We start from the raw sequence: 24,540 nt of genomic DNA, 5'->3' as shown, positions 1-24,540 counted from the left end.
CTTCGCCAGACGCGCCGAGCGCACGACGAGACAGCCCGGCGAAAATCGAAGGCGCCGCCTCGGTGATTTCGATCAGGCCGGTGTCCGCCGGGGTGCGCTGCGCGATCGCCTTGACCAGTGCGCTCACCACCGCAGTCGTGCGCGATGGCGTGCTTACGCCACCCGATATGCCGAGAACCGAAATTCTTGCCACTTCGTCGATCTCCTGTTCCACCAAGGGGATGGCCGCTTACCAAGTCGGGATCGGACGATATTCGACGAAATCTATAGAGATAAGGAATTATCTTCCGATTTTCCCGGACCGGTGAGAAAATCGGCGTGCTGACGCGTCATTAGCATTAGCTATAACATCCGATTGGCGGCAAACCGCGAGGGCAGACCGGCCAGGCTTGATCGTGGCGATCGGCGCTCCGTTGCCCGGTGCGGCCCGCGCCGCAGATTGTCACCACCGGCACGTCGCGCTTTTGGTCGTTGATCGGCGTCGCCGCCGTGATAGCTGCCGTTGAATCGGGCCCCGAACTGCCGCTCGGCGCCGAAACACCCGCTCACATCGAGATGCCCGCCGCCCTGGGGGCTCGACCGTGTCAGATCGACCTCGGCCCGCGCGCTGGGGATGATATTGGTCGTACCCCCCGAGACTGCTGTTCGGCGCGATGCCATAAAGGAGCGCCACCGGTCCTTTGAGAACCTCGATCGCTCGATATAATCGGTGAACAAGCGATAGGTCGGCGCGACCCCGAACACACCATCGAACGCGACCTCGCCAAAATTTCCTTCATTGATCGGAAAGCCGCGAATGTAGAAGGAATCCAATATCCCGCCGGTTGAATGGGTGCTCCGTACCAAGGATCATTGATCATCACGTCGTCCACCCTGCGTGCGCCCTGATCCTCGATCGTTTGCGCCGTGTAGCTGCCTAGGTTGAACGGCGTATCCATGATGTCGCGATTGCCGAGCAGGCCCAGGCGCCCGCCTCGCGCGACTTGTCCGCCCGGATACGCTTCCGGCAGATTGTCGATCGTTGCGGTCAGGGGCAGGCCGCCCAGCCCCACCACCACGATGCGCTCGAGCACCGTGCCATGGAACGTTCGTTTCATTGTTGACAGGTTAGTCATGCAAGACCTCCTGACCATCCTCACCCAGCTCTCGTCAGGCAAGGCAAAACGTTCTTGGTCCTTGGCGTGAGGGGACTTGGATGAGGAAATCTGTTGGGCTGTTCGCTGCGCTGGCCGTGATGGGTCAGGACGCCGCTGCGCAGGAGTCGACGGCTGATCGTCTGATGAAACTAGACCGGGAAGACGGTTATGCCGGACTTTTCTGAAACGCCGGTGGCTGGCGCCCGAGGTCAGAACATATCGGTTTTCGCTCGCCTTCCCTCTCGGCTCACTCACTTGTGCGGCATACAATAGACGCCCTCGGATTCCATGAGTACCGCGCCGCCCTTCAACTCGCTCATTGCGCCGACCCAGGCTTCCGAATAAGTGCGGCTGGCATCCACGGCCGTCAGCCAAAGAACGCGATTGTCAGCCAGTTCGACTTTAACTTCCTGCTGCAAAGGGCTTGCCTGCACGGTCTGTTGATAGTGCCGTTTGATCCTGACATTGCTGGCCGGGAACTCAGCTTCGTTGCTGCCATAGTTCAGCACAAACCTAGTATGGTCCTCGGCCACTGTGCAACTGCCGTCACGCTCACACACGATTTTGGCGGCGGTCTTGCAGTCCCATTTCAGTGAAGCGGGCCACATCGGATTGTCCGCGCTCGATCGCGGCTTCTCGCTCTGGCTAGCCACCGCCAAGCCTGCCCATGGGCCCATTATCGCAGTCGACAGGAGCAGCGCCTTCAACACTTATTACCCTTCCCTGATCCAGTACCGTATTGCTGTCTCGAAGCTATCGCTGGCGTCGGGGTGAATGAACCGGACAGACACGCCTTGTGATCCTCATGGCGACTCATCCTGCGTGATCGCCTGGCTTATGGCATGTTGAGATTGAACCAGCTTTTCTGGCGCATGCCGTTCGCGTCGTCATACTCGATGAACCAGGGCTTTCCGCGCACCGGCCGAGAGATGGTGTAGTAGGTGGGGCCATTACCAAGGGAATGCCCTCTATCGTTGCCCGTGATCTGGATTTTTGCCGTCACCAACCTACCGTTGATTTCGATCTGGGCCTGTCGAGATCCGTTGTCATGGTCTTGGCCGAGACGACTATTCGTGAAAGTGACGGGCAGCGTGAGCCTGTCGGAGCTGATACGACAGATGTTCCGTTCTTGCATCATTCCTGGCCGATCGGAGTCGTAGCTGCCAGCTGCTTGCCAGCCAGCTGGACAATCCTCATACTTCTCGAATCTCGCGGCGCTGGAGTTGGCTTGTGGACAGGTCGGCCAGTTAAAACCCGGCGCTTTCATCGCCGCAATCAACTTGTAGGTTGGCGGGTGGCAAGAAGGAGTGCCCTGCCAGTCACCGGACAGGCAGAGGAGGACCTGACAGCCCCATTCCGATGCCTGTGATTGGGATGGAAGAGCCGCGGCGCCCGCGACGGCGGCGGCACCCACCAAGAGATATTTCAGTACGATCATAGCCTTTTCCTCGCTGCGGTTTCTGATACTTTACTATGGATCATCCGCGCGAAAAAGGACAGATCGAGAAGGCAGGTTGTGCGACTACATCGATTTATGAAACGAGACGACGCGGGCCTGGTCAATAACCCGTTGCGCGCCAACATTGCTCTGGCGCTCGAGCGGGAGAGAGCCAGACGTGGCCTATCCCACATGCACATGGCCGAGCTGTTTCGGACCGCCGAGGGCGAAAAACTGGCGTATCGAACCTACATCCAGACCGTGCGACAGAAAAACAATGTCACCCTGACCACGTTGCAAATCATGGCAAGCGGCTTGCATGTGTCAGTTGCAGACCTGCTCGCGGGCGGAAAAAAACTTACCCAATGGGCGCATCAGTTGGACGAAAATGCGATCCGCAAGCGTCTGGCGCACATCATCGACATTGAGCGAAAACGACGCACTTTGCTCCGCTATGAGATGGCCGAGCTCATCGGCGTGGCGGAGGCGACATTCATGAAATTGGAACGCGCAAGCGGCAATATCAGCGTCGACACGATTGCCGCGATCGCCAAGGCGTTGAAACTTGATCCAGCGACCTTCCTCTTTTCCGATAAGGTCCCGCCGTCAGCTGATCCACCTGTTTCTGACGCACCCGGAGGCGTAGGTTCTCATTTCAGAGTGCCGTGAACTTCCAGCGTCATCATCCGTCTAAGCTGCGCTAGACAGAATGCCTGGCAGGTTTTCGCCGTAATAGCGCATACCGGTGCAATTCAGGTGAAAATGGAGCAGAGCTGACAATTAGGCGCGCCACGTGTGTACCTTTTTTCGCCCGCGCCTGAGGAACGACTGCCATGACGTGGCGGCAGTCGAATGCACCGGAATCCTGATCTCTACGGTTGTGCCGGCACCGGGAGCGCTGTTGATGATGAGCCTTCCTTTCAGCGTCGAGACCATCTGGGAACATGCGGTCAGTCCAAGGCCAGTATGATTTCCAGCTCGCGTTGAAAAGAAAGGTGTAGTTGCCTTCACAACGATTGCAGGCGACATGCCTGCGCCGTTGTCCGCCACATCTAGTACGAGGTAATTGCGCAGGAGGAAGGGACGTCGCTTGACTGTCGCGGAGATGAGAATTGGGGCGTCTCTGGTGCCGGATAGAGCGGCAAGAGCGTTTTCTATCAGCTCATTAACGACCAACCGTAACGGCGTCGCCGGAACAGGTTGCAGACGTGCTTTAGGATCGACGAAAACTTGCACCAAACTGCTGCGATCGTGCGCGAGATCCTCGAGGAGTGGGCCGAGCGCCACGGTGCTGGAATCCTGTGGCGCATAGGCGATCTGAAGGACACTGTTGGTGATCGATTCCAGTTCAGTAGCAGCACTGCGCGCAGCCTCAAGCATTTCGCCGCTCGGTTGCTTGTCTGGTTGTGCGTGCTCAAGGAACAGCCTCAAGGCTGTAACCCGCGATCGGGTCATATGCGCAAAGAGCGAAGCGAACGAGCGCATATGCTGGTCACGGCGATTGGCCAAAGCATAGCGCTGATGGATAACGAGATAAAAGGTGGCACCCAGGCCAAGTGCGATGGCAAAGGTGAACCAGTTGCGCGAGGCCGCAATGTCGATGCTGGCGGTCTGCTGCAAGGTGGCACTGTGATCAACGGTAGAGCTGGAAATCTCGTAAATTGACTGTTCCAGCTTGGCCATGTCGGCAATGGCTTGGGTGTAGTTTGTACGCGCTGACACAAGAGGGGCAATTTTCTGTTCGAGGGTTAGGCCAATTCGGCCCAGGAGTTCGGCATCGTGGTCGGGAAAAAAGCGGTTCAGATAGGGCAGGTTTTCCAACTGCGCGACGTTGACGTTCACCAACGCCATTTGTCGATCGATGTCCGCATCAAGCTTGCCCGTCTCGTCGGCAATGCGAAGATAGCCATAGACTCGTATAAGGCGCTCGCGAATCTGTGCCGCGCGCCACTGAATCTCGAAAGTCTGATTGAGGATGGCATCCGTCTCCTGACGGTAGCGGTTCGATTGCATGAATGTCCACGCACTCAGCCCAAGCGCTGCAGCCATACCGAGATACGGCAGAACAGTGAGCAAACGGCCGTTTAAGAACTTCATTGCGTGGCGCGCAGGATAACTGGGAAAAACACCCAGATCGAGTTTCTTGCGGGAACATATGAAACAGGCAATTGGTCGAAGGGCCAAACAATGAAGATGGGGCCTTTCTCTACCATGCTGATCGGGCGGAAATCCTGGCCCGGCGGGCAATGCGAGCCGGCCTTGTCACTCTCGTTGCAACGACGTTCGATCGCCAGGATCGGATTATAAGACCGGATTTCGTCCATATGAATGTCGGAAACGAAGTTGTCATAGGCGACAACTTTGACCTCCTGCACGGCGGTGACTCCGGCCTTGGCAAGCACATTTGCAAGCAGCGGCCCACGATATTCGATTTTCTCGTTGTCGCTCGTCCAAGGCGTACGCGTGTCATAGGTCTGTTGTGGAAAGTCTGCCCGCAGCTGCTTTACTGAAAAAACGGCGACAGTCTTGCCGCTGGCGTCTTGAACCGACACTTCGTTGGGATCGAGCGGAATTTCCTCGGCGGCGCTGGCGAGCGGAAGGGCCACGGCAAATATAACGGCGAGAGCATTACGCAACATCTTCCACATCCTCGTATTCGCGGGGTCCATCGTTCTTGGCGAAGAGCACGCAAGGTCCTCGGGAGCCCCGCGGATCGTAGGCAAATCCCTTTTCTGCCAGTGCAAGCGTGATGTCTCGGATGCCGTCAAGGCCATAGAGATGGTCGTGCAGCTCAAGAAAGATGCGCTCGACCCCGGGCAGCTCGGCATCCTGCAGAAGTTCTTTCTCAGCACCTTCAATGTCCATGACGAGGGCGTTTATTCGATGATCGGTGATGAAACGATCGACGTCGGCCGAGACGATCGAAAGTTCGCGCTCGTAGGGTCCTTGGTCTTTGTCCGTGGAAGACATCCAAAGGTCGCGGCGAACGTAGAAGGTGAAGGACCGCGGCGGGCCGGCTGTGAGGATACCCTGGGAATATGTGACATTGTCGAGATCGTTCGCCGCTATCACGCGTTTCGCTAGCTCCGCCGTTGCGGGATTTGCTTCAAAAGCCCATACCTGAACGCCGGGGATTTTCGCGATCAGTGCGGTGATGATGCCGATACCCGACCCTAGCTCCAGTACGCGATCGCGCGCCTTGACCGCCCTGAAGATCCACTTCGCCTCCTTAGCCTCATAGCTCTGGCTTTGAAGCGCTCGCCAGATAACCGGCGAAACATCCTGTGGTGCGACAGGAACCTTGATTCCATGGACGATCATGGGCGCCATTGGCTCACAGCCCCCGCGGGAGCCGATGGCCTTGCCGCATGAGCTTGGCGCGAGCCTGCTTGTAGTATTTCTCGGCCGAGCCGGGCTCAATGGCAAGGCGATCGGCCATGAGAGAAAAGATCTCCGTGCGTTTCACGCCGGGTGCACGGTGCGCCATCATGTCGATGGCCTCCTGCTCGCGCGGTGTAAGGGCTGAAAATCGGTAATCGGGTTTGGTCATGACAACCCGCGAAAGGCGCAAGGAGAACCCCTTGGTGGAAATATCGTCCAGCACGTCGCTGAACACGCCGGGCGCAAGACCGGTCTTGCCGAGATAAGCGGCAGCGCCAATTTGCCGAAAGCCATCTGCCTCGCAACGGTTATCGGAACCGGTGATGACAATATGAATTGCACTGGGTGAAGCCTCGATGATCTTGTCAACGACTGCGACGCGATCCCCCTGTGAGGTGGGATCAAAGCCAGGCAAGCCAGGATCGATGACGACCAGATCAAAATAATTGTTTTGAAGCTCGGCAGTGGCGATCGTCAGCGTCTCAGCACCCAGGACGACGCATTTTTCGAAGCTCGCTTGCACTTCGTTCATCAGTGCCAGACGCATTAGTGTCTGGTCTTCGACCACCAGGGCACGAAACATCGGAAGCCAGTTCCTTTACGCAGGCGCCCCCCGCCCCTATCTCGCAGAATTCGTCGCTTCAAAAAAGGGATGGTGTCGCCCCTTTTTCCTCATTTCGAGAGGTACCAGTATGTAACCGAAGAACGCTAGGGCGATGACGATGCCTCTTCAACAGGTCTGCAGCGATGGAAAGATGGCAGCGGCTGAAGGCGTCGCGAAACTGATTGCGGAACATCGTCAAAGCGTCGCCACGCTTGAACTTATCGGCAAGCGATGGATGGGGGCCGAAGGGCCGGACGCGATCGTGCTGGGTGAGAGACTGGACGCGGCCATGGCGGAGGAGGCCGCTGTGCGAAGGCGTGCTGCCACTGCTCCAGTAGCCACTATCGCGGAAATGAAAATGAAGGCTGCTTACTTCCAACGGCTGACGGCTCATGGCTGGTGCGAGATTGATGTCGACGATTGGCGCGCGTTGCTCGGTTCCTTCACGAAACTGCAGCCCTAAGAAAAGATCGTCGAAATCCATGAGACCACGGTATTCCAGGCCGCATAGAGTCCTGCCGGCACCAATATGATCGCGATGAATGCAGCGGCTCCACCAATAGCACCGTCACCGCGTCCTTCGACGGGATAATAATATCTGTGCGCTTCATCGTCATGCTTCATTGTTGTCTCTTCGATACTTGGCTCAGCAGCAGTTGCACAGGATGCTCAAACGTCGTGCCCCACAAACCTGCACGTTTCATCTTAGCGTTGATTTCCGCGACGAGGTAGTTCTCATTGACGGCTTTGCCCTTTGCTGTCGTTGCGGCAAACGCGTATCCGGTCGCTATGAGCGCTGTGCCAACGTCGATTGTTTCGCCATTGAGCTGCGCACCGCACACGACAAAAACCGCCTTGTCGAGGGCATAGCCGATTGGCTGGCATGTAACCGCGGCGCTATCGAACAGGGCAGCCAGGTGCGCCAGCGAGGTGTTCCCGCAATCGATTTTGTTACCATTTGGCTCTTCAGCTGACGTGCCTCGAAGACATGACTGGACGCCATAGAGGCGGAAAAGGTGATCTCCGTCACGCCAGGTATCTCCGGTCAGCAGTTGAGCCGATTTCGATACCGCGAAGGGCGTTGGCACGGCAGACTCGGATGCCTCCTGGGCCTGGGCCGAAGCGCACAAACCAAATGCGGCCAGCACTGCGAAGCTCGCCTGCTTCATTCCTGGAACTGTCCACCGAGGTCGGCGGAATGCTCGAGATCGGGGCGCAGCGACTTGCCGTCCTTGTTACGTCCGATTGCCGCCATGTCGAAAAAAACCATTTCGTCATCGTCGTAGGCGACGTTGTACGGGTCGTTTGCATTGCCCGCACCCACGAGCGAGAAACATGACACCGCATCGGGTTCACCCTTCCTGCTTTGCAGCACAAGTGTTTTGCAAAGCACGACAGATGCACGATCGTTGTAGATTGCCCCTTCATAGTCCCGCGCGGCCTCCGTGCAGTCCCATTGCTGCGTCTTGTAGGTAATCTTCGGTTTTGGGCAGGCCGCGAGGCCGCGCAGTCGATACGTCACGCCGTTGATGACGCGCTCGGTCGCCGACGGCACCTTAACCGGCGAGATAAGGGCGGCCGCATCGCGCTGAAAGAGCGCGCCTTTTGCATCATAGCGTTCATAGACGAACACCTTCTCGCCCGGCTTGGCAAACTGGAGCAGGTAGTGCTCCGACGGCTGGGCAAAGGCACTCGGGGCGTCGGCGCCGGCAGCATAAGCCGCGGTGCCCTGAAGCAGCAAAACCATGCAAAGGGCCGTCTGTCTCATCGAAATCCGTCCTTGCGATTACATACAGTGTTGACACTTTACTAGGGCTGCGTGTAGCCATAGTAAAGTGTTAAATTTTGGCGACACTATGAACGCTCGATTCGCTCTCCTGCTCACCCTGTGTGGCGCCACGATGCCGTTCAATGCGCACGGCCAGGACCTGGCATCAGACCGCGTTGCCTTTGCAACACCGGTGCAAGCCGTTGCCGCGGTCGGGGCGCAAAGGCCGGGGGCGTGTACGACCGGAAATCGTGCTGAGGTCTCCCAACTTGTGCGTTCAATCGCGCAAGAGGAAGGGTTCGACGCCGATCTGGCCGAGGCAATTGCATGGGCCGAAAGCGATCTCGGCGCCAGTCAGGGTCCGTCGAAGGCCGGAGCCCTAGGGATCATGCAGCTGATGCCAGGCACGGCGGCCGATCTCGGCGTGAGCGACCGTTGCGACATAGAGGCAAATGTCCGGGCTGGCCTCCGTTATCTGAAGTCACTTTATGACGAGTTCCAGGATCCGCTGCTGATGCTGGCGGCTTACAACGCCGGGCCCAACAGCGTCTACAAGGCGCAGGGCATTCCGGTGAATCCGGAAACTGCAGAATACATCGTGAAAATACTGAACCGCTGGAAGTTCGGCGGTGTCGTGAAGAAGTCTGCCCTGGCCAAATCCGAAACGCTCGCGGCCGCTCCGCCAGCAAGCGAGGACGCTTGGCAGGACGGTCATGTCATGGATTTCGGCAACTGAAAGGAGCCAAGGGTGGAATACAGAAAAGCGGGCAAATTTGCCCTGAAACTGGCCTTGGCCTCAGCGGTCGGAATAGCTCTCGCGCCAGCCACTGCACACGCCCAGTCGGCGGCACCAGTGGAAAATGTGCTGGAATGGTTCGTCGGAGTTCTGCAGGGCAACATAGCGCGCTCATTCGCCATCATCGCGGTCTGTTTTCTCGGCTTCCTCGCCATGACGGGCCGCCTGGCGTGGATGATGGCTTTTTCCATCATCATTGGCATCGCTCTGATCTTCGGCGCCGCCCAGCTTGTGGATGCGGTTCGCGCGACCGCCGGGGGCAGCTGAGACATGGACGACGAGGAGGTCTATGTCGAGCCGGTCAGCTTGCCACTGACACGCCCCCCGATGAAATGGGGCGTGCGCTATGAGGTTTTCGCGCTGAACGGCATCCTGGCGGTGGTCGGCTTTATCGCCACGAGCAGCTTCATGCTCGGCCTTGGCGTGTTCGGGGTGGTGCATCTGGTCAGCGCATATTTGTGCCAGCGCGACCCCTACATGTTTCATATTTACGAACGGCGCATCTCCAAACGCGGAGCGGTGGCGAACCTAACTTTTTGGGGCGCGAGGAGCTATTCCCCATGAGCCTCGATGCTGATCTTAAATTTGGCCGTGAGCGCCGGCGTGAAAAGCCCGCGGCGATGCACGTCCCCTACCTTCGCCATGTCGATGACAACCTGATCGTGACGAAGAGCGGCTTTCTGGTCGGCGTCATCCAGCTCAGTGGCCTGCCCTTCCAGACGATGGACCAGGCCGAGTTGAACAGCCGCCTGTTCAACCGCAACACCACGTTTCGCAATCTCTCGACGTCTCGCTTTGCGGTCTACACTACCATCATCCGCCGCCACGTGACGCCGGAGATCGAAGGCGATTTTGACAATCCTTTCGCGGCCGAGCTCGACGCCCGCTACATGGATGAGCTTGGGGCGAAAAACCTTTTCGTCAACGAGGCGTATCTGGCGGTCATACGCCGGCCGATGGTCGGCCGTGTCGGCTGGGTGGACAAGGCACTTAACGCGTTCCGCATCACTACCGCAGGCGAAGAAACCCGCGAAGAGGCGATGGCCGAACTGCATGACGTTCTCGACGGCGTCGTCAAGGATTTTACCGCTTATGGTGCGCGTCTTCTCGGTGTCGTGAAGCGCCGCGACAGCTTCTTTTCCGAGCCGGCGGAATTTTTGGCGAAGATCCTCGCCGGCGGCGTCGATGTGGAAATGCCTTTGCCGCGCATGAGCCTTGGCGATGTGCTGGCGACGCGGCAGCTGTTTTTCGGCAAGTCCGCGCTGGAACTTCGCGGACCGGACGCTGGCAAGCTCGGCGCCATGGTGTCGATCAAGGAATACCCACCGTTCACCGCGCCGGGCTCATTGGACGGTCTCTTGCGCCTGCCGCATGAGTTTGTCCTGACGCAGAGTTTTGCGATCGAAGACCGTGTCACGGCGATGCGCAGGATCAACACCATCGCGAACCAGGTTGAGGGATCGGACGAGGCGGGCACGACGGTCGAGGAGTCCGTCCACGACGGCGCCGACAAGCTGGCCGGTGGCGAAGTCGTCTTCGGACAACATCACATGAGCGTCATGGCCTTGGCATCGGACATGACTGGGCTCAACCGTGCGCTATCCGACATTACGGCCGAACTTTCGCGCATGTCGATCGTGCCGGTCCGCGAGACACTGAACACGGAACTCGCCTTTTGGGCGCAGCTGCCGGGAAATTTCAGCTACATCGCGCGACGTGCGTTGATCTCGTCGCTTAACTTCGCCGGCCTTTTCTCAGGACACAATTTCCCGTCCGGCCAACGTGAGCGGCTGCATTGGAAACGCCCTATCGCTTTGCTCGAAACGACCAGCCAGACGGCCTATTACTTCAATTTCCACGTTCACGATGTCGGGCACTTCACGGTGTTCGGCCCGACTGGTTCGGGCAAGACCGTGGTGCTGTCCTTCCTGATGGCGCAGGCCATGCGCATCATGCCGAGGCCGCGATGTGTTTATTTCGACTATGTGCGCGGCGCTGAGATTTTTGTTCGGGCGCTCGGCGGCCGCTACGAGGTGATGGAGCCTTCTCAGCCCACCGGGTTCGCGCCATTGCAGCTCGAGGACACCGCAGAAAACCGTTCTTTCCTGGAAGATCTGCTCATCTACATTCTAACGCCGGAAGGCGGCGCGCTGGACGTGGCGGAGATGCGCGTCATCAATGCAGCCGTCGACATGATCTACAAGGTCCCGCGTGAACAGCGGACCTTCGACCTGCTGCCGGAAGTGCTGCGCGGCTCCCTCATGCCTGGCATGAACGATCTGGCGGCGCGGATACAGCCCTGGCTCGACCCGAAGGACAAAGGCTGGCTTTTCAACAATCCCGTCGATCTCATCGATTTCTCGAAACCCGTCGTCGGCTTCGACATGACCAGGATCCTGGGCGACAGAAAGCTGCGCTCGGCGGCGTTGCTCTACATCTTCCACCGCCTTGAGGAAGTCATCGATGGCTCGCCGATCATGCTCTTCCTCGATGAAGGCTGGAAGCTGCTGGACGACGAGGTTTTCGCCGCTTTCATCAACGAGACGCTGAAGACCATTCGTCGCCGCAACGGCGTGGTCGGCTTTGGCACGCAGACGGCGGAAGACGTCGTCAGTTCCTCCATCTCGTCGTCGCTGATCGAGCAAACGAAGACCAACATTTTCTTCCCCAACCCGAAGGCGAGCAAGGAGTCCTACATGGAGCGCTTCTCGCTGACAGCGAAGGAATTCGAGTTCGTGCGCCGAACCGCGAAGGAAACACGCACCTTCCTCGTCAAGCACGACAGCGACTCGATCGTCGCCAAGCTCGATTTGTCGGCGATGCCCGATCTTATCAAGGTCTTGTCCTCGAACGAAGCCAACAGCAAGGAATGCGCACGGCTGCGGGAGACCTTCGGCGACGAGCCGGAAATGTGGCTGCCATACTTCTGCGGATGGGAGAACGAGCATGACGAAGCGGCTTAGCAGCGCTTGTCTGGCCGTGGCTCTCGCGACGGCGGAAAGCATGAGCGTGGCTATCGCTCAGATCGCGGTGATCGACGGGCAAACCCTCGACAAACGGCAGGAGGACGAGCAGCACAGCAAGAAGTCGGATGAAGCCAAGAACGACGAAACCGACAAGAAGAAAAGCGTCGTCTGCACTTATTCGAACAAATACCGCTCACAGATGTTTCGCCGGTCGCCGGCCGACGCATTGCAGCGCGACGCGGGCAACGTAAAGCTAATCCGCTACTATGCGCAAAAATACGGCGTTCCCGAAGGCCTGGCGCTTTCCGTTGCCTATCAGGAATCGCGCTTCGACACATGCGCCGGGAGCCACACCGGCGTCAAAGGCGTCATGCAGCTGACCAAGGGCACCGGCAAGTCCATGGGACTTGACCGCGACGTGAACGAGCAGAATGTCGAAGGCGGTGTCAAATATCTCGGAATGGGCGTGAAGCAATGCGGAGCGACGAATTACAGCTGTCTCGCTTCCTTCTACAACGGATCGAACGCAGGCGAGCAAAACCAATGGGCCGGCGGTGTCGGCCGCTGGAACAGCTACTTCAACGACTATGTGTCGAGCGGCAACGCTCCGGCCGCCGCGCCACCACCCTTCTCGATCGTAACGGCCGACGGCGCAGGCGGCTTTGCCCAGGACGCGGCCATAGGCACGGTCAGGAAGGCGGCTGGCGGCCTTGATGCAAGCTCATCGCAGATGGGCGCCAACAATGCGGCAATCGACGCGCTAGCGGGCAACGTTGGCCAGGTGACCGAATACAAGGACGCCTGGGAGCTGAACTCGTCGGCTCGTGGGATCAACGCCGATGTCACCAACCAGTACCTCGCCCAGGCGGGGGATTTCACGGCGTTGCTGGCCCAACTTCTCTCGTTGCAGAACGTTCAGGCATCGCAGTCGTCCAAGCTGGTGCAACGGCCGAAGAGCGGCTCTCCAAACCCGTTCTCTTGTGATCCCGCGGAACTGGAACGGTTGAAGATCGATCGCGGCCGATGGCCACCATGCGCGGTTGAGAACGCGGGAACAAGCTCAGCCGACAGCCGCTCGATGATCATCACCACTGACCCTGCTGGCGCTGCCAGCGTGATCGATTCGCTACAGCAATAGGAGGCTGACATGAAGAAATTCGCGATTGCCGCCAGTCTGGCGCTTTGGGCAAGCACGGCCCACGCACAGATTGCCGTCATTGATGGCGCCAATCTCGATGTCGCCCGCAAGAATGCGGAGAACACCAACTCCATCATGGACTCCAACAAGGATATTCTGAAAAAGAGCGAGGAGATCCTGCAGGCTCTCAGCGGCAGTCGTGACGGTTCGCTTGGCATCGGACAAATGGGCCTCGGCGGCAACATGTCGATTGCCCAGGCGCCGTCGTTCGGATCGATCCTGAACGGCGGTGCGCTTTCGTTTGGTGGCCTGTCGCCCGAAATCCAGAAAATCGCCGGCGCGGTCATCAATGGCCTACAACTGGTGAAGCAGCTCCAGCAGATTGCCGGCAAGGAGACCAGCGCCGTCAACACCGCCTATGGCGGCAGCGTCAATGTGGCCTCGCTGCTAAGCGCATTGACCTCGCAGGCTTCGCAGGGCGTTACCCAGCGCCAACAGTCTCTGCAGTCAGCGAGCGGGCAGATCGGGCAGTCGCAGGACGTCAAGGGTTCGGTGGACCAGAACACACGAATGCAGCTGGAAAACGCGCGCGCCGTCAACGAACTGATCGGCGTCCAGAACGGCGCGGTCGCTGCCCTTAATGAGAAGCTGAAGGGAGATCTTCTTCGCCAGAGCCAGGTGCAGAAGATGATGACACCGCGCACCGTCAATCCGTTCGCGGAATTCGGCAAGAGCGGAGGCTGAGCGCTTGTCGCGGCGAGTCCTGCGCATATGCGTTGTGATTGGGCTCGGCGCAGGGCTTTTTGGATGCGCAAATCGCGAACTGAAAGCGCCGTGCGGGGCTTTGTCGTATACCCACGCCGACGAATGCGGCGCGCTGAAGCCGGTCAATTCAACGCCGTTCGCCAGCATCATTGACGAGGATCCATGAACGGTCTCGCCGCAAGCATCCTTGGTGGCATTGACAACATCGGCGAGGACTTCGTTCGCACCGTCTATATGCAGTTGGGCAATGCGATGGGCAACGTCTTCACCCTGATGCTGACCCTCTATATCGCGTGGTGGGGCTATTCGATCCTGAGCGGGCGAGAGTCGATTTCGCCAATCGAAGCGGCCTATCGCCTGGGCCGCGCCGTCATCATCTATCTGCTGCTGACCGGATGGGGCACGTTTTCCGCGACGATATACCAGCTTGTTCAAACCATTCCAGATGAGGTCGGTAAGGTAATCGTCGGCGCCGTGTCGCGGGCCACCGGCAATCAGCTTAGCGACCAGGCAGCAATTCCAGCGCTGATCGACAACCTCTACCAAGGGGCGCAGGACGTAGCCAATCAGGTCTACAGCGGATCCTTCTATGACATTTTTGGCGCGCTCTTGTCGCTGCTCGTCCTGCTGTCTGCCATCATCTTCGCAGCACTCGCCATTGCGGCGATCATCGCCGCCAAGGTGATGTTGTTCATTACGCTGGCCTTGGCGCCGATATGGATCATTCTTTGGCTTTACCGCTGGTCCTCGCGCATGAGCGAAGGCTTCCTTTCGCTGACCACCTTTCTGATGATCCAGCAAATCCTGATTTACGGCTTTCTCGGCTTCTACTTCTCGCTCGTCAACGCGGCGCTGAACACCGCCACGTCCGGCGGAGCGACCATGGACAGCAAAATGTCGCTGGTGCTGCCCTTGGTGCTGGTGACGATCATCGGGATCTACGTTCTCATGCAGATACCGTCGATTGCTTCGATCCTGAATGGCGGCGGATATCTCAGCACCGTGGGCGCATACAACCCGTATAGAAACTTCGGCAGAAACGCTGTGCGCTATTCCGGCGCGCGATGGGCCGCCGGCCGCGCCGCTCGGGGGGCCCGGCAGCTCGCGGCAAACAGTTTTCGATCTTCGCGAGCAGCTAGGGCGGATGCCGCAACCCGGTCCGCCATCCAGCAAGGTGCGCGCGATAACTCCAGGCCTCTGGCCTAGAACACAAGAACGATCACCGATCGCGGCCTGGATCAGGATGTGTCGCGCAAACGAGGCAATGGTAAATTGTCAAATCCAGTAGAAGCAGCTGCTGACCGCAGCAGCGAACTCGTCGACAAGCGCTATTACAGGGCGGGCGCGACTTGGGAAGACGACACGCACAGGTCAATGCGTCGATCGCGTACATTGGCCTGGATCGTCAGCGGCATTTCGGGACTGGTTGCGGTGCTGTCGCTGCTGGCGCTCGTGCTGATCCTGCCACTCCGGCAGTTCGAACCGTACGTTGTCGAGGTCGACAAATCGACGGGCTACCTCGAGATCATGCGCGCGCTGAAGCCTGGAGATTTATCGCAGAACGAGGCCGTCACGGCGGCCAATCTTGTGCGTTACATCAGGGCCCGCGAAACCTACGATTCGCGAGAACTGAAACAGAATTACGACCTGGCACAGCTCTATTCGACCGACGCCGCGTCCAAGGATTTGACATGGCTTTTCACGCCTGCAAATCCGCACTCGCTGGACAAGATTTTTGGCCGCAATGTCACTGTCTCGGTCGAGATCAAGTCAGTTTCCCTGCTCAATCGCAATACAGCCTCGGTGCGCTTTGCCACGACGACGCGGCGGGACAACTCGTCCACCGCCGACAATTGGGTGGCGGTCATAAAATTCCGCTACACCTCAACGCCGCTCAAGAACGAATGGCGTTTCGACAACCCGTTGGGATTTCAGGTTACGGATTACCGCCGCGACCAGGAATCGGCGCCGGCCGCGGGGAGCCTGCAATGAGATGGCGCGTGAGCCTCGCCCTGTCGGCCACCCTTCTGCTCGGCACGATGCACGGCGCGGCCGCACGCGACGGCCGGATCCGATATGTCACCTTCAACAACGACGACGTGACGTCGGTGCGCGCCGCCCTTGGCATTTCCACGATGGTCGAGCTCAGCCCGACAGAAGTCATCGAAACCGTGTCGGCTGGCGACACGAAAGGCTGGTCGATCATCCCCAAACGCGGATCGCGATTTCTGTTCGTAAAGCCGCTGGAGCGCGATGCGTGGACCAACGTCAACGTGGTCACCAACCGGCGCGTCTATTCCTTGCTGCTGCAGGCAACCGACAATAGCCGTGACCGGGCATCGTTCCAGGTCCGGTTCAAATACCCGGACGAGGATATCAACGCGCGCCTGCTCTCACAGGCCAAAGAGAGCGCCGCCGATCCGGATTTGAAGGACCTGAACTATGCCGATCTCAATTACGACTATGCCTACAAGGGTGACGACAGCTTGAAGCCGCGCACCGTATTCGACGACGGCACCAAGGTGTTTCTGGAGTTCAAGGACGATATTCCGGCGATCTTCGTTGTCGACGACAAGCGCAATGAGTCGCTGGTCAACGTTCGCACGCAGGGCAAATACACAGTCATCGACAAGGTCGCGCAGCAATTCACCTTGCGGGCCGATGGCAAGACGCTCTGCCTCTACAACCGGGCGCGACCCAACGCCATCGATCCGGTCGAGCAAGTCTACGGTCCAACGAAACTGACAGGCGGTTCCACCCTGTTCGGATCCAGCGGAGGGCGGTGATGACCCAGATCGATTATAACCAACTGGACGGCAGCCCGACGCTCGCGCGCCGCGGTGCGGGCGTGGGCACCAGGATCGCCCTGGTCGGCCTCGGCGTAGTGTTGGTAGGCGCGCTGATATGGCTTAACTGGCCCCGGGAGCCGGTATCGCGTGATGTTAGCAGCGATGGCGAGGAAAACTTCAATCCGCCCGAATTCCGCCCGCCGGCGTTGAACGACCCGCCTCAACCTGCCGACGGCACCATCGAGCAGATCGTGGTGCCGCCACCGGCCGCCGACCAGAGCGGCGCGCAACAGGCTGCCAATGTCGATCAGACCGTGCAGGAGGGTGCCGACCTTGACGCGCAGCGGCGCGCGCTGGAGGCGCAAATGGCGGCAGAGGAGGCTCGCCGCAAGGCCGAGGCGGAAGAAGCCCGCCGCAAGGCCGCGGCAGAGGAAGAGGCTCGCCGTAACGCAGAGGCCGCCGAGCGCGAAAAAGCGGTGTGGGAACGCCTGCGCTCGAACCAGATGGTGACGAATGATCAAACCGGCTCGACGGATGCCGGCGCCCAGGCGGCGCAGGTCGAGATCGCGCCCGACGGTCAGATCATTCCGGTCCCCGGCGCCGACAGTGATCCCAACAAGGCATTCCTGGCGCAGTCTGAGGCAAGTTCTTCCGGCATCGTCAAAGCCAGGGTCTTCCGACGCACCGATGCGTTGATCCCTGAAGGCACGATCATTCGCGGCTATTTGGAAACCGCGATCAACACTGACCTTCCCGGCGCGGTGCGCGCTGTTGTGCGTGAGGATGTCTTCTCTCTCGACGGCAGGCGGATCCTCATTCCGAAGGGCTCGCGCCTGACCGGAGAATACCGCTCGGGGCTTGCGCGTGGTCAAAAGCGTGTTTTCATCGTCTGGAGCAGGGTAATCCGCTCGGATGGCATTTCCGTCGACATCAAATCGCCTGGTGCCGACGCGCTCGGCCGCGGCGGCATGGGCGGCCGTGTCGATACGCACTGGGTTGCACGGTACGGCAACGCCATCATGCTTTCCGTCGTTGGCGGAGTCTCTGAATATCTGTCCTCGCTTGGCGATAGCGGGCAAGATGGCCAACAGCGCCAGGTGTCGACAATCGATCCCGTAACAGGTGAGACCACGACCGTAACTTATGGTGGCAATGGCTCGCAGCGCGACGCCCGCAGCATCGCGTTTGATAAGTCATCGACCGCCTTGCAGCAACTCGCGCAAGAGGCGTTTCGCGACACGCAGAACATTGGCCCGACAGTCTACGTCGACCAGGGCACATCGGTCGTCGTGCTGGTGCGGCGAGATCTCGATTTCTCGGACCTATACGCCGATCCCGTCCAGGAAGAAGTTGCACGCCTGAAGGCCGGTGGGCCGCCGAAGACGGCGATCGATCCGACGCCTCTCTACGCGACGCCAAAGGATCATTTTTATCCCGGCTATGGGAGCCCGGTGAAATGAATGCCGTCCATCCCCTCCCCGACCCTTGGGCGAGAGCCCCGGTCCTGCGGGCTCATCTGGAGCCAATATGGTCCTACTTGAACGAAGATTCCGTTTCCGAGATTGCAATCAACAGGCCGGGTGAATTGTTCATCGAACGCCTCGGCGCCAAGGAAATGGAGCACGTCGTCAAGCGCGAAGTCACGCCCGGCTGGATTAGGCATATCTCGACCGGCGTCGCCTCGGCGACAAATCAGGTCATCAACGAAGAAAAACCGGTCCTGTCGGCCGCCTTACCCTCAGGCGAGCGCATCCAATGCATCTTGCCGCCGGCGGCTCCCGAAGGCGGGGCGATCTCGATCCGCAAGCAGGTCATCATGGATATGAGCCTTGCTGCCTACAAGGATCTTGGCGCATTCGAGAACACTGCGATGGGCAGCGGCCTGGCGCTGTCAACCGAAGAAAAACGACTTGTCGAGATGTTGCACGACACCTCGCCGATGGACTTCCTGCAATATGCGGTGCGCAACCGTGTCTCGATCGTCGTTTCTGGCGGCACGTCGACCGGCAAGACGACGTTCTTGAATGCGCTCTTGAAGGAGATTCCGGCCCATGAGCGGATCATCACGATCGAAGACACCCGCGAACTGAGGCTGCCGGCTCCCAACAACGTCACCTTGATAGCCCCGAAGGGCGACCAGGGGCTTGCCAAAGTCTCCGCCCAACAGCTGCTCGAAGCCTCGCTTCGCATGCGACCCGACCGTCTGCTTTTGGGGGAATTGCGCGGCGCTGAAACCTTCGCATTCCTCCAGGCGATCAACACCGGCCATCCCGGTTCGCTCACGACCGTTCATGCCAATTCCGCCCGGTCCGCCTACGAGCGGCTGGCGCTGATGGTCATGCAGGGCAGCTCGGGCCTCTCACGAGGCGAAATCCTCGACTACCTGCGCGAGGTCATTCCGGTGGTCGTCCAGATGGTCCGCACCGAAGGCGGACGGCGCGGCATCAGCGAGATCAAGTTCACCAAGGCGGAGACGATCTAGCGGGGTCTATCCATGCAGAAAATCGCAACAGCAATTTTCATGGTGCTCATGGCGATGGCCCTGGGCGCCCTGGCCTTCACGGTCGCCTATGCCGCGACAGATTGGTTCAGGACTGGCTCCCACGTCCTGTTCGACCAGTTGAACGCCAATCCCTTGCCGGTCGTTCGTCTGGCCTGGGCGGATACGATAGCGAGGAATTTTGGCCGGGTACAATACGCCGTTGCCGCGGGAGCATTAGGGTTTCTCTTGCCACTGGTCAGCTTGTTTCTCATGCGTCCGAGAAAGCGCAATGATTCTCGCTTCATGACGATGAGCGACGTATCGAAAACCGGCCTGACGAAAGTTGGCGGCGTCTTCATCGGTCGAGCCGGCGGCAGGCTTACCGGAATTCTGTCGCCCGGCCGCGATCAGCGCTCCGGCAAGATCCGCTTGATGCAGCGCAGGCTGATCGGCGGCAAGAAATTGTGGATTGATGGCGATGATGTCGGCGGATTCGTCATAGGGCCGCCGCGCTCCGGTAAAGGCACTTCTCTCATCATCCCGAACGCCCTGACCTGGCCGCATTCGTTCGTGGTCCTCGACCTGCGTGGCGAGACCTATGCGGCCACCGCCGGCTACCGTTCAACCATGAGCCGCGTGGTGCGTTTCGCGCCAGCTGATCCCGACGGCAACACCGCATGCTACAATCCCATGGACTTTATTTCACTGGATTCGGCGCAGCGCGACATTGACCTTCGCAATATCGCTGCGGCGCTGTTTCCGCGACCGCCCTCAAATTCAGACCCGTATTGGGCTAATGACGCCCGCCTCCTTTTTACCGGCATAGCGTCCTTCGTCATGGAATCGCCAGCGATCCCGAACGAGAAGAAGACCTTTGCCACAATCCTCGAGATCATGAACGGCGCCGAGCAGCCGCTCCTGGAATTCATCGGCTCGCTGCGCGAGGAACGCCGCCGCGAATGCTCGCATTTCACGCTGCAAACCTTGCTGCCATATTTTGAGATGTCTGAGCGGCAGTTTTCCGGAATCTACGCCGGCGTCCGCACCGGCATGGCCCCCTTTCTCAACGAGCGCCTAATGCGAGCTACGTCGCGCAGCACGTTCGATATTCGCAAGCTCAAGCGCGACCGGATCTCTCTTTATCTCGACGTGCGGCGCGAGCAGATTACGTCGCTTGGACCGTTGTTCAACGTCCTGATTACGCAGATGATGAACTTCATGTCGGAAAGTCTGCCGCAGCCCGGCGAGCATCCGGTACTTGTGCTGCTCGACGAGTTCCAGAACCTCGGCAAGCTCGAGAACGTGACCGAAATGGCGAGCGTGCTCGGCGGCAACGGTGTTTCGATGTGGTTTTTCGTACAGTCGCTGAAGGCTGTAGACGAGATCTATCGCCAGGAGGGGCGCAAGACACTCATCAACGCCGCTCGCGTGCAGATCTTTTTCGGTGCGCAGGACGCTGACGATCTGCGCTACGTTTCCGAGCAACTCGGCGAAACGTCGGACGTGCAAAAGGACGTGACGCGCACCAAGGCAACGTTGTTCGACACTTATTACACGCGCTCGGTCCACCGAAAGGAAGTGCGGCGGCCCCTGATGCGGCCGGATGAAATCCGCACGCTCGACAAGAACAAGGTCATCATTTTGCCGCGTGGCGAACTGCCAATCCTCGGCACGCGCAATTTCTATTTCGCCGACGGCCAGCTCGCCAAACGCGCGTTCATGCCCCTGCCCGCCTATACCGACGCTTCGCGCACGAAAAGCCGTGCGTTGGACTCCTCTGCGGCGGTTCAATCTACTGCGCTCCCAACTATTGTGCCGAAAGCACCGGCGTACCGCTCAGGCCTCTTGCAGACGCGCCTGCGGCGCGGCGCGACATTTGCCGCAAAAGCGGGTCGTATGGCTCTGCCGCAGGGCCGGCGCGCAATCGTAAAAGAACGGCTGAAATCAACAGACGCTGTAGCCGTACCAGTTTATGCAGCCATAGATTTTTCCGCGTTGGCGGCTAAAGCGGTCACGACAAGGATAGCACCCGATAAAGAAGCGGCGGTGGCGGCGATCCTGAACAATGTGCGCTCTCTCCGGGCCCACGCATCCGACAAAGAAGCTTTCGACCGAAATTTGAGCGTCGTCGAAGACACCTTGCCCGATGTAGTCGACGGGTAGGAACTGCTGCGCCCTGCTCGTGTCAGATAGAAGAGCGGCAACGTCATGCCTCAGGCCTTCCGTATCAGCCGCCAGTTGCCGGGCGGTGCCGCTTGAGCACTCCAGTCAATCGCAGCGTAGAATCTTTGCTTCGCGCGCGACCGCGACGAAAGCCCTGCGGGCGGCGGGTGGATGAAGCTCACCTCGTATAACCTTCAGACAGGCGTCCATAGCTGCCCTGTGCTTCTCCGTCTGACGACCAGCAAGATCCCGCAGCAGGATGGAGGCCGCATCATTAACATCGAACACGGTGCGTTCTGTATAGCGGCCAATCTGAATCACAACTGGCCTCTCAAATCTTACCAAGCCGGTCATCTACCCTCACCCTTGAAGCTCTATTAACAACAGCCTGCGATCACCGGCGGAAGAAAAATCGCGTCGGTTGATCCCGCTTGCGGGTTGCCCCGGTCGGCCGCTCAATCGAAAGTTTAGTAAGAGGTGGGTTTCCACCCATGTTCAATTCGAGCAGACGTTGGTCCAATTCCTTGTCCGCCGCTGTGAGGCGATGGTTAAGGCGCAGATAGTCCATCCAGGTCGGCGTGCGGAAGGTTTCTGTCCAAAGCGAGGAATCCTGAAGATCGCGCTGGAGGTTCCAGTGCCTGGCGCCGACACGGCTTTGCACTCGCCGTCGTTCCTGCATCTGATCGAGGAAAGCTTCGACGTTTGCCTCCGGTATTGAGTACTCGATCTTGATGACGATCGGGCCGCTTCTCGGCTTCAGGTCGAGAGCGAGTTGCGGTGTCTCGAAGCCAAAAGGATCCTGATCGGAGTCTTGCCATTGACGGATCGGCAACAGGAACCCGGTGGCCGCGACCATCAGTAGCGCAGCAGCTGAAATCTCCAGGGCTGAGGCAAGCGAATAGTTCTCAGCCACCGTACCCCACAGCCAACTGCCGGCCGCGATACCACCCGACGAAAGGGCATAATAGATCGAGAGCGTGCGACCAACGACCCACCTTGGGCTTGCCAATTGAACGCTTACGTCGAGCCCCGTCCAGGTGACAACCCATCCCGCGCCGCCGAGCGCCAGCGCAATAGCCGCCACTGCCACTGAAGACGTGAGAGCAAGAGATAAACAACACGCCGCGCAAGCAATGCATGCCAGTATTGTCAGTCGCTCCTGGGAGAGCGACCGTCTCAAAACATTGTTGCAGATGCCGACGCACAAGGCGCCGGTCCCGAAGCCAGCCATCAGGATGCCATAAACGATCGGTCCTCCGCCTAATTGATCGCGGGCAACGACAGGCAGGAGCGCGAGTATGGAGATGCTGGTCAGGCCAAAAAGCGCGCCACGCGCGATTGCCGCCTTGATCTCCGCCGATAGCGCCGTGAAGCGCGCTCCGTCATGAATGGCCGTGGTCAATGGCTCGCGCGGGAGGGGGGACGAGCGAACATCCCATTTGCGGCGCCCTATGGTCCACAGCAGCGCTAGATAGGTCAGCGTCGCCACAGCGAAAGCTGTCAAAGGTCCAAAGGAGGCAACGACAATGCCACCAAGCGCCGGACCGACGCTTCGAACAGCGTTATATCCAACCGAGATGAGCGTAACCGCGGCTGGAACTTCGCGTTTTCGTAAGATGTCGCCGACCGACGCGTGCCAAGCGGGATCGGTGAAAGCGGCGCCCGCTCCGGCCAAACAGCTGAATGCAAGAACCATCCATGGATTGAAAATTCCCAAGCCTGCAAGAACCGTCAGCATCGCCGAGGACAGCGCTATCACGGACCAGCCAGCGAACATCAGGTTGCGGCGGCTGAAATTATCAGCCAGGGCTCCGGCGATGATCGACAGGATGAATGTAGGCAACGTCGTCGAAGCCTGCACCAAGGCGACCATCACGTCGGAAGTCGAAATGGTCGCCATCAGCCAACTGATGGCGACAGTTTGAATTAGCCAGCCAAAGCTGGACACCTGCGTAGCAAGCCAGATCGATCGGAAAGTTGCATTCTCGAGCGGCGCAAATGTCGCCGACGAAGCTGGAGTCGCATCTGCGGGCGCCACCCTGCTCATTGGGTTGAGCCCTCCCCTCGGTCTATCGGTCGCGTTTAGAGGTGCCCTCCCGGCGCAGGTGCCCGTGGAGGAATAGCAGCATGAGCGCATTTGCTAGGGATAGCGCAAGACAATTCTACACCGCCGGCGCTCTGGCCGAAGCGATTACTTGGTCTGGAAGAAAAGGCGGATGCAGCCTGACCGCAAATCGGGCATCGCACCGAGTTAGGAATTGCCGCCTTCGGGAAGGAGACCTTCATTCCGCGCGGGAAACGATGCCCATGGAAAGCCTGGGACGACGGCGCCGATTTCTATCAGAGAGCTGGCCCGCAGCGGATTCAACGAAGCCGGGCCACACCTACCTAGCCGCCTTGATGCACGGCGATAAGCTTTTGACGGCCTGAAGCGACGTTGTGGTCGCCGTTGCGGTGCTTTTCCACGCGCCTCGTCAGGCGCCGGGATTGCTCCGTCGTGATGGCAGGCGGGGGTTTGCAGGTTGCGGTCGACGGGTTCGTTTCGGGGCGTCTGCCCCCATCGTTATGTCGCGAGTTGGGGGATGCGATCGAGGACGATGCGCAGGATGCGCTGGTCGGGGCACGATGTCGGCAGGTGCAGGCGGATTTGCGATTTCATCTCGACCACCCGCGCAGCGATTTTGATGAGGCGCAATCGCAGCGTGTCGAATTGGGCGACGGCAAAGCTCGAGCGCCTCGGCATCGCGGCCCGCAAGCCCCACATCAACCAGTAAGCACCGGCATGCAGGAATAGCCGGAACTGGTTGGCCGTCGCTCTTGTGCAGGACGTTCGGTCGGCGGCAAGATGCGTCTTCCACGACTTGATGTGGTTCTCGGCCGCGCCGCGCCGGCAGTAGACATCCTCGTAGAGCGCCTTGGCCTTCCCACCGGCAAGGTTGGTGACGACGAAGCGGATATCGCCACCTTGGGCGCCGACCTCGACCCGCGCGATGATGCGCTCGACGCGGCTCCAACTAGCGGCCAACGAACTCCTTGAACCTGCGGACCTTGCCTGTCTTGGCCGACGCTTCGAAGCGCGCCGTCGTGCTGGCCTCCAGATCCGCGACATGCTTG

Annotated in this window: 27 protein-coding genes and 2 pseudogenes; 15 read left to right on the top strand and 14 right to left on the bottom strand. The window is 59.3% G+C overall.

What is annotated here, in order from left to right:
- A pseudogene (locus tag NKH90_RS31480) lies at positions 1-193 on the bottom strand (FMN reductase); the annotation flags it as partial.
- A gap of 149 nt (positions 194-342) precedes the next feature.
- Entirely contained in the window at positions 343-813 is a 471-nt protein-coding gene (locus NKH90_RS34945) for a hypothetical protein (RefSeq protein ID WP_502898892.1), read from the bottom strand.
- Between the two features lie 382 nt (positions 814-1,195).
- Between NKH90_RS34945 and NKH90_RS31470 the strand changes: the two genes are divergently transcribed.
- Complete coding sequence (locus NKH90_RS31470) at positions 1,196-1,321, top strand: hypothetical protein (protein ID WP_023722890.1); 126 nt, start codon at positions 1,196-1,198, stop codon at positions 1,319-1,321.
- 66 nt (positions 1,322-1,387) lie between these two features.
- On the opposite strand, the gene NKH90_RS31465 is transcribed toward NKH90_RS31470, so the two are convergent.
- Together NKH90_RS31465 and NKH90_RS31460 are read right to left on the bottom strand one after the other, a co-directional pair.
- On the bottom strand, positions 1,388-1,846 hold the full coding sequence (locus NKH90_RS31465) for a hypothetical protein (protein WP_031195338.1): 459 nt from the start codon (positions 1,844-1,846) through the stop codon (positions 1,388-1,390).
- 125 nt (positions 1,847-1,971) lie between these two features.
- Positions 1,972-2,574 (bottom strand): hypothetical protein, encoded by a 603-nt coding sequence (locus NKH90_RS31460; protein WP_352496338.1) that lies wholly within the window; start codon positions 2,572-2,574, stop codon positions 1,972-1,974.
- Positions 2,575-2,670: 96 nt separating this feature from the next.
- On the opposite strand from NKH90_RS31460, the gene NKH90_RS31455 reads away from it, so the two are divergent.
- Positions 2,671-3,243 carry a helix-turn-helix domain-containing protein gene (locus NKH90_RS31455; protein WP_352453451.1) on the top strand — a complete coding sequence of 191 codons (573 nt, stop codon included), beginning with the start codon at positions 2,671-2,673 and terminating at the stop codon, positions 3,241-3,243.
- 111 nt (positions 3,244-3,354) lie between these two features.
- Here the strand turns inward: NKH90_RS31455 and NKH90_RS31450 are convergent, their stop codons facing one another.
- The 4 genes from NKH90_RS31450 to NKH90_RS31435 are packed head-to-tail and all read right to left on the bottom strand — an operon-like array spanning position 3,355 to position 6,538.
- A complete protein-coding gene (locus NKH90_RS31450) occupies positions 3,355-4,671 on the bottom strand; it encodes a sensor histidine kinase (protein WP_352823057.1) in 1,317 nt (438 codons plus the stop codon).
- Complete coding sequence (locus NKH90_RS31445; protein WP_352453449.1) at positions 4,668-5,213, bottom strand: putative pterin-binding protein; 546 nt, start codon at positions 5,211-5,213, stop codon at positions 4,668-4,670. Before NKH90_RS31445 ends, NKH90_RS31450 begins: the two co-directional genes overlap by 4 nt.
- Positions 5,203-5,904, bottom strand: a complete 702-nt coding sequence (locus NKH90_RS31440; protein ID WP_352453448.1) for an FkbM family methyltransferase — start codon at positions 5,902-5,904, stop codon at positions 5,203-5,205. Before NKH90_RS31440 ends, NKH90_RS31445 begins: the two co-directional genes overlap by 11 nt.
- A gap of 4 nt (positions 5,905-5,908) precedes the next feature.
- Positions 5,909-6,538, bottom strand: coding sequence for a response regulator (locus NKH90_RS31435; RefSeq protein ID WP_352453447.1), 630 nt, complete (start codon positions 6,536-6,538; stop codon positions 5,909-5,911).
- A 133-nt stretch (positions 6,539-6,671) separates the two neighbouring features.
- On the opposite strand from NKH90_RS31435, the gene NKH90_RS31430 reads away from it, so the two are divergent.
- Positions 6,672-7,022 carry a hypothetical protein gene (locus tag NKH90_RS31430; protein ID WP_352496339.1) on the top strand — a complete coding sequence of 117 codons (351 nt, stop codon included), beginning with the start codon at positions 6,672-6,674 and terminating at the stop codon, positions 7,020-7,022.
- Here NKH90_RS31430 and NKH90_RS31425 read toward each other — a convergent pair.
- The 3 genes from NKH90_RS31425 to NKH90_RS31415 are packed head-to-tail and all read right to left on the bottom strand — an operon-like array spanning position 7,019 to position 8,327.
- A complete protein-coding gene (locus tag NKH90_RS31425) occupies positions 7,019-7,183 on the bottom strand; it encodes a hypothetical protein (RefSeq protein WP_352453445.1) in 165 nt (54 codons plus the stop codon). The two genes, NKH90_RS31430 and NKH90_RS31425, sit on opposite strands and share 4 nt — an antisense overlap.
- On the bottom strand, positions 7,180-7,728 hold the full coding sequence (locus NKH90_RS31420; protein ID WP_352453444.1) for a thermonuclease family protein: 549 nt from the start codon (positions 7,726-7,728) through the stop codon (positions 7,180-7,182). Before NKH90_RS31420 ends, NKH90_RS31425 begins: the two co-directional genes overlap by 4 nt.
- Entirely contained in the window at positions 7,725-8,327 is a 603-nt protein-coding gene (locus tag NKH90_RS31415) for a hypothetical protein (protein ID WP_352453443.1), read from the bottom strand. The genes NKH90_RS31420 and NKH90_RS31415 overlap by 4 nt, the downstream gene beginning before the upstream one ends.
- A gap of 88 nt (positions 8,328-8,415) precedes the next feature.
- On the opposite strand from NKH90_RS31415, the gene NKH90_RS31410 reads away from it, so the two are divergent.
- The 12 genes from NKH90_RS31410 to NKH90_RS31355 all read left to right on the top strand — a co-directional run bounded on the left by NKH90_RS31410 (position 8,416) and on the right by NKH90_RS31355 (position 21,426).
- On the top strand, positions 8,416-9,063 hold the full coding sequence (locus NKH90_RS31410) for a lytic transglycosylase domain-containing protein (protein ID WP_352823050.1): 648 nt from the start codon (positions 8,416-8,418) through the stop codon (positions 9,061-9,063).
- Positions 9,064-9,075: 12 nt separating this feature from the next.
- Positions 9,076-9,390: a TrbC/VirB2 family type IV secretion system protein gene (locus NKH90_RS31405; RefSeq protein WP_352453441.1), complete on the top strand. Its 315-nt coding sequence runs from the start codon at positions 9,076-9,078 to the stop codon at positions 9,388-9,390.
- Between the two features lie 3 nt (positions 9,391-9,393).
- Entirely contained in the window at positions 9,394-9,687 is a 294-nt protein-coding gene (locus NKH90_RS31400) for a VirB3 family type IV secretion system protein (RefSeq protein WP_352453440.1), read from the top strand.
- Positions 9,684-12,086, top strand: a complete 2,403-nt coding sequence (locus tag NKH90_RS31395; protein ID WP_352823045.1) for a VirB4 family type IV secretion/conjugal transfer ATPase — start codon at positions 9,684-9,686, stop codon at positions 12,084-12,086. The genes NKH90_RS31400 and NKH90_RS31395 overlap by 4 nt, the downstream gene beginning before the upstream one ends.
- Positions 12,070-13,227, top strand: a complete 1,158-nt coding sequence (locus NKH90_RS31390; protein WP_352453438.1) for a transglycosylase SLT domain-containing protein — start codon at positions 12,070-12,072, stop codon at positions 13,225-13,227. Before NKH90_RS31395 ends, NKH90_RS31390 begins: the two co-directional genes overlap by 17 nt.
- A 9-nt stretch (positions 13,228-13,236) precedes the next feature.
- Positions 13,237-13,971 carry a type IV secretion system protein gene (locus NKH90_RS31385; protein ID WP_352453437.1) on the top strand — a complete coding sequence of 245 codons (735 nt, stop codon included), beginning with the start codon at positions 13,237-13,239 and terminating at the stop codon, positions 13,969-13,971.
- Between the two features lie 183 nt (positions 13,972-14,154).
- The gene (locus NKH90_RS31380; protein ID WP_352496344.1) at positions 14,155-15,198 is read left to right on the top strand and encodes a TrbL/VirB6 family protein; all 1,044 of its coding nucleotides are present in this window, start codon (positions 14,155-14,157) and stop codon (positions 15,196-15,198) included.
- Between the two features lie 66 nt (positions 15,199-15,264).
- Positions 15,265-15,984 carry a VirB8 family type IV secretion system protein gene (locus tag NKH90_RS31375; RefSeq protein WP_352453435.1) on the top strand — a complete coding sequence of 240 codons (720 nt, stop codon included), beginning with the start codon at positions 15,265-15,267 and terminating at the stop codon, positions 15,982-15,984.
- Positions 15,981-16,778, top strand: a complete 798-nt coding sequence (locus tag NKH90_RS31370) for a TrbG/VirB9 family P-type conjugative transfer protein (RefSeq protein WP_352453434.1) — start codon at positions 15,981-15,983, stop codon at positions 16,776-16,778. Before NKH90_RS31375 ends, NKH90_RS31370 begins: the two co-directional genes overlap by 4 nt.
- Positions 16,778-18,241: a type IV secretion system protein VirB10 gene (virB10, locus tag NKH90_RS31365; RefSeq protein WP_352453433.1), complete on the top strand. Its 1,464-nt coding sequence runs from the start codon at positions 16,778-16,780 to the stop codon at positions 18,239-18,241. Before NKH90_RS31370 ends, virB10 begins: the two co-directional genes overlap by 1 nt.
- Entirely contained in the window at positions 18,238-19,263 is a 1,026-nt protein-coding gene (gene virB11, locus NKH90_RS31360) for a P-type DNA transfer ATPase VirB11 (protein WP_502898891.1), read from the top strand. The genes virB10 and virB11 overlap by 4 nt, the downstream gene beginning before the upstream one ends.
- 12 nt (positions 19,264-19,275) lie before the next feature.
- Positions 19,276-21,426, top strand: coding sequence for a type IV secretory system conjugative DNA transfer family protein (locus NKH90_RS31355; protein WP_352823037.1), 2,151 nt, complete (start codon positions 19,276-19,278; stop codon positions 21,424-21,426).
- Positions 21,427-21,531: 105 nt separating this feature from the next.
- On the opposite strand, the gene NKH90_RS31350 is transcribed toward NKH90_RS31355, so the two are convergent.
- From NKH90_RS31350 to NKH90_RS31340, 3 genes and pseudogenes are all read right to left on the bottom strand, one after another.
- Positions 21,532-21,780, bottom strand: coding sequence for a DUF982 domain-containing protein (locus NKH90_RS31350; protein ID WP_352453430.1), 249 nt, complete (start codon positions 21,778-21,780; stop codon positions 21,532-21,534).
- A gap of 40 nt (positions 21,781-21,820) precedes the next feature.
- Positions 21,821-23,473 (bottom strand): MFS transporter, encoded by a 1,653-nt coding sequence (locus tag NKH90_RS31345; protein ID WP_031195547.1) that lies wholly within the window; start codon positions 23,471-23,473, stop codon positions 21,821-21,823.
- Between the two features lie 516 nt (positions 23,474-23,989).
- Positions 23,990-24,540: pseudogene (locus NKH90_RS31340) on the bottom strand (transposase); the annotation flags it as partial.

Source organism: Mesorhizobium sp. M0898 (assembly GCF_040319695.1).
Classification (GTDB): domain Bacteria; phylum Pseudomonadota; class Alphaproteobacteria; order Rhizobiales; family Rhizobiaceae; genus Mesorhizobium.
This window is presented reverse-complemented; position numbering and strand designations above follow the sequence as displayed.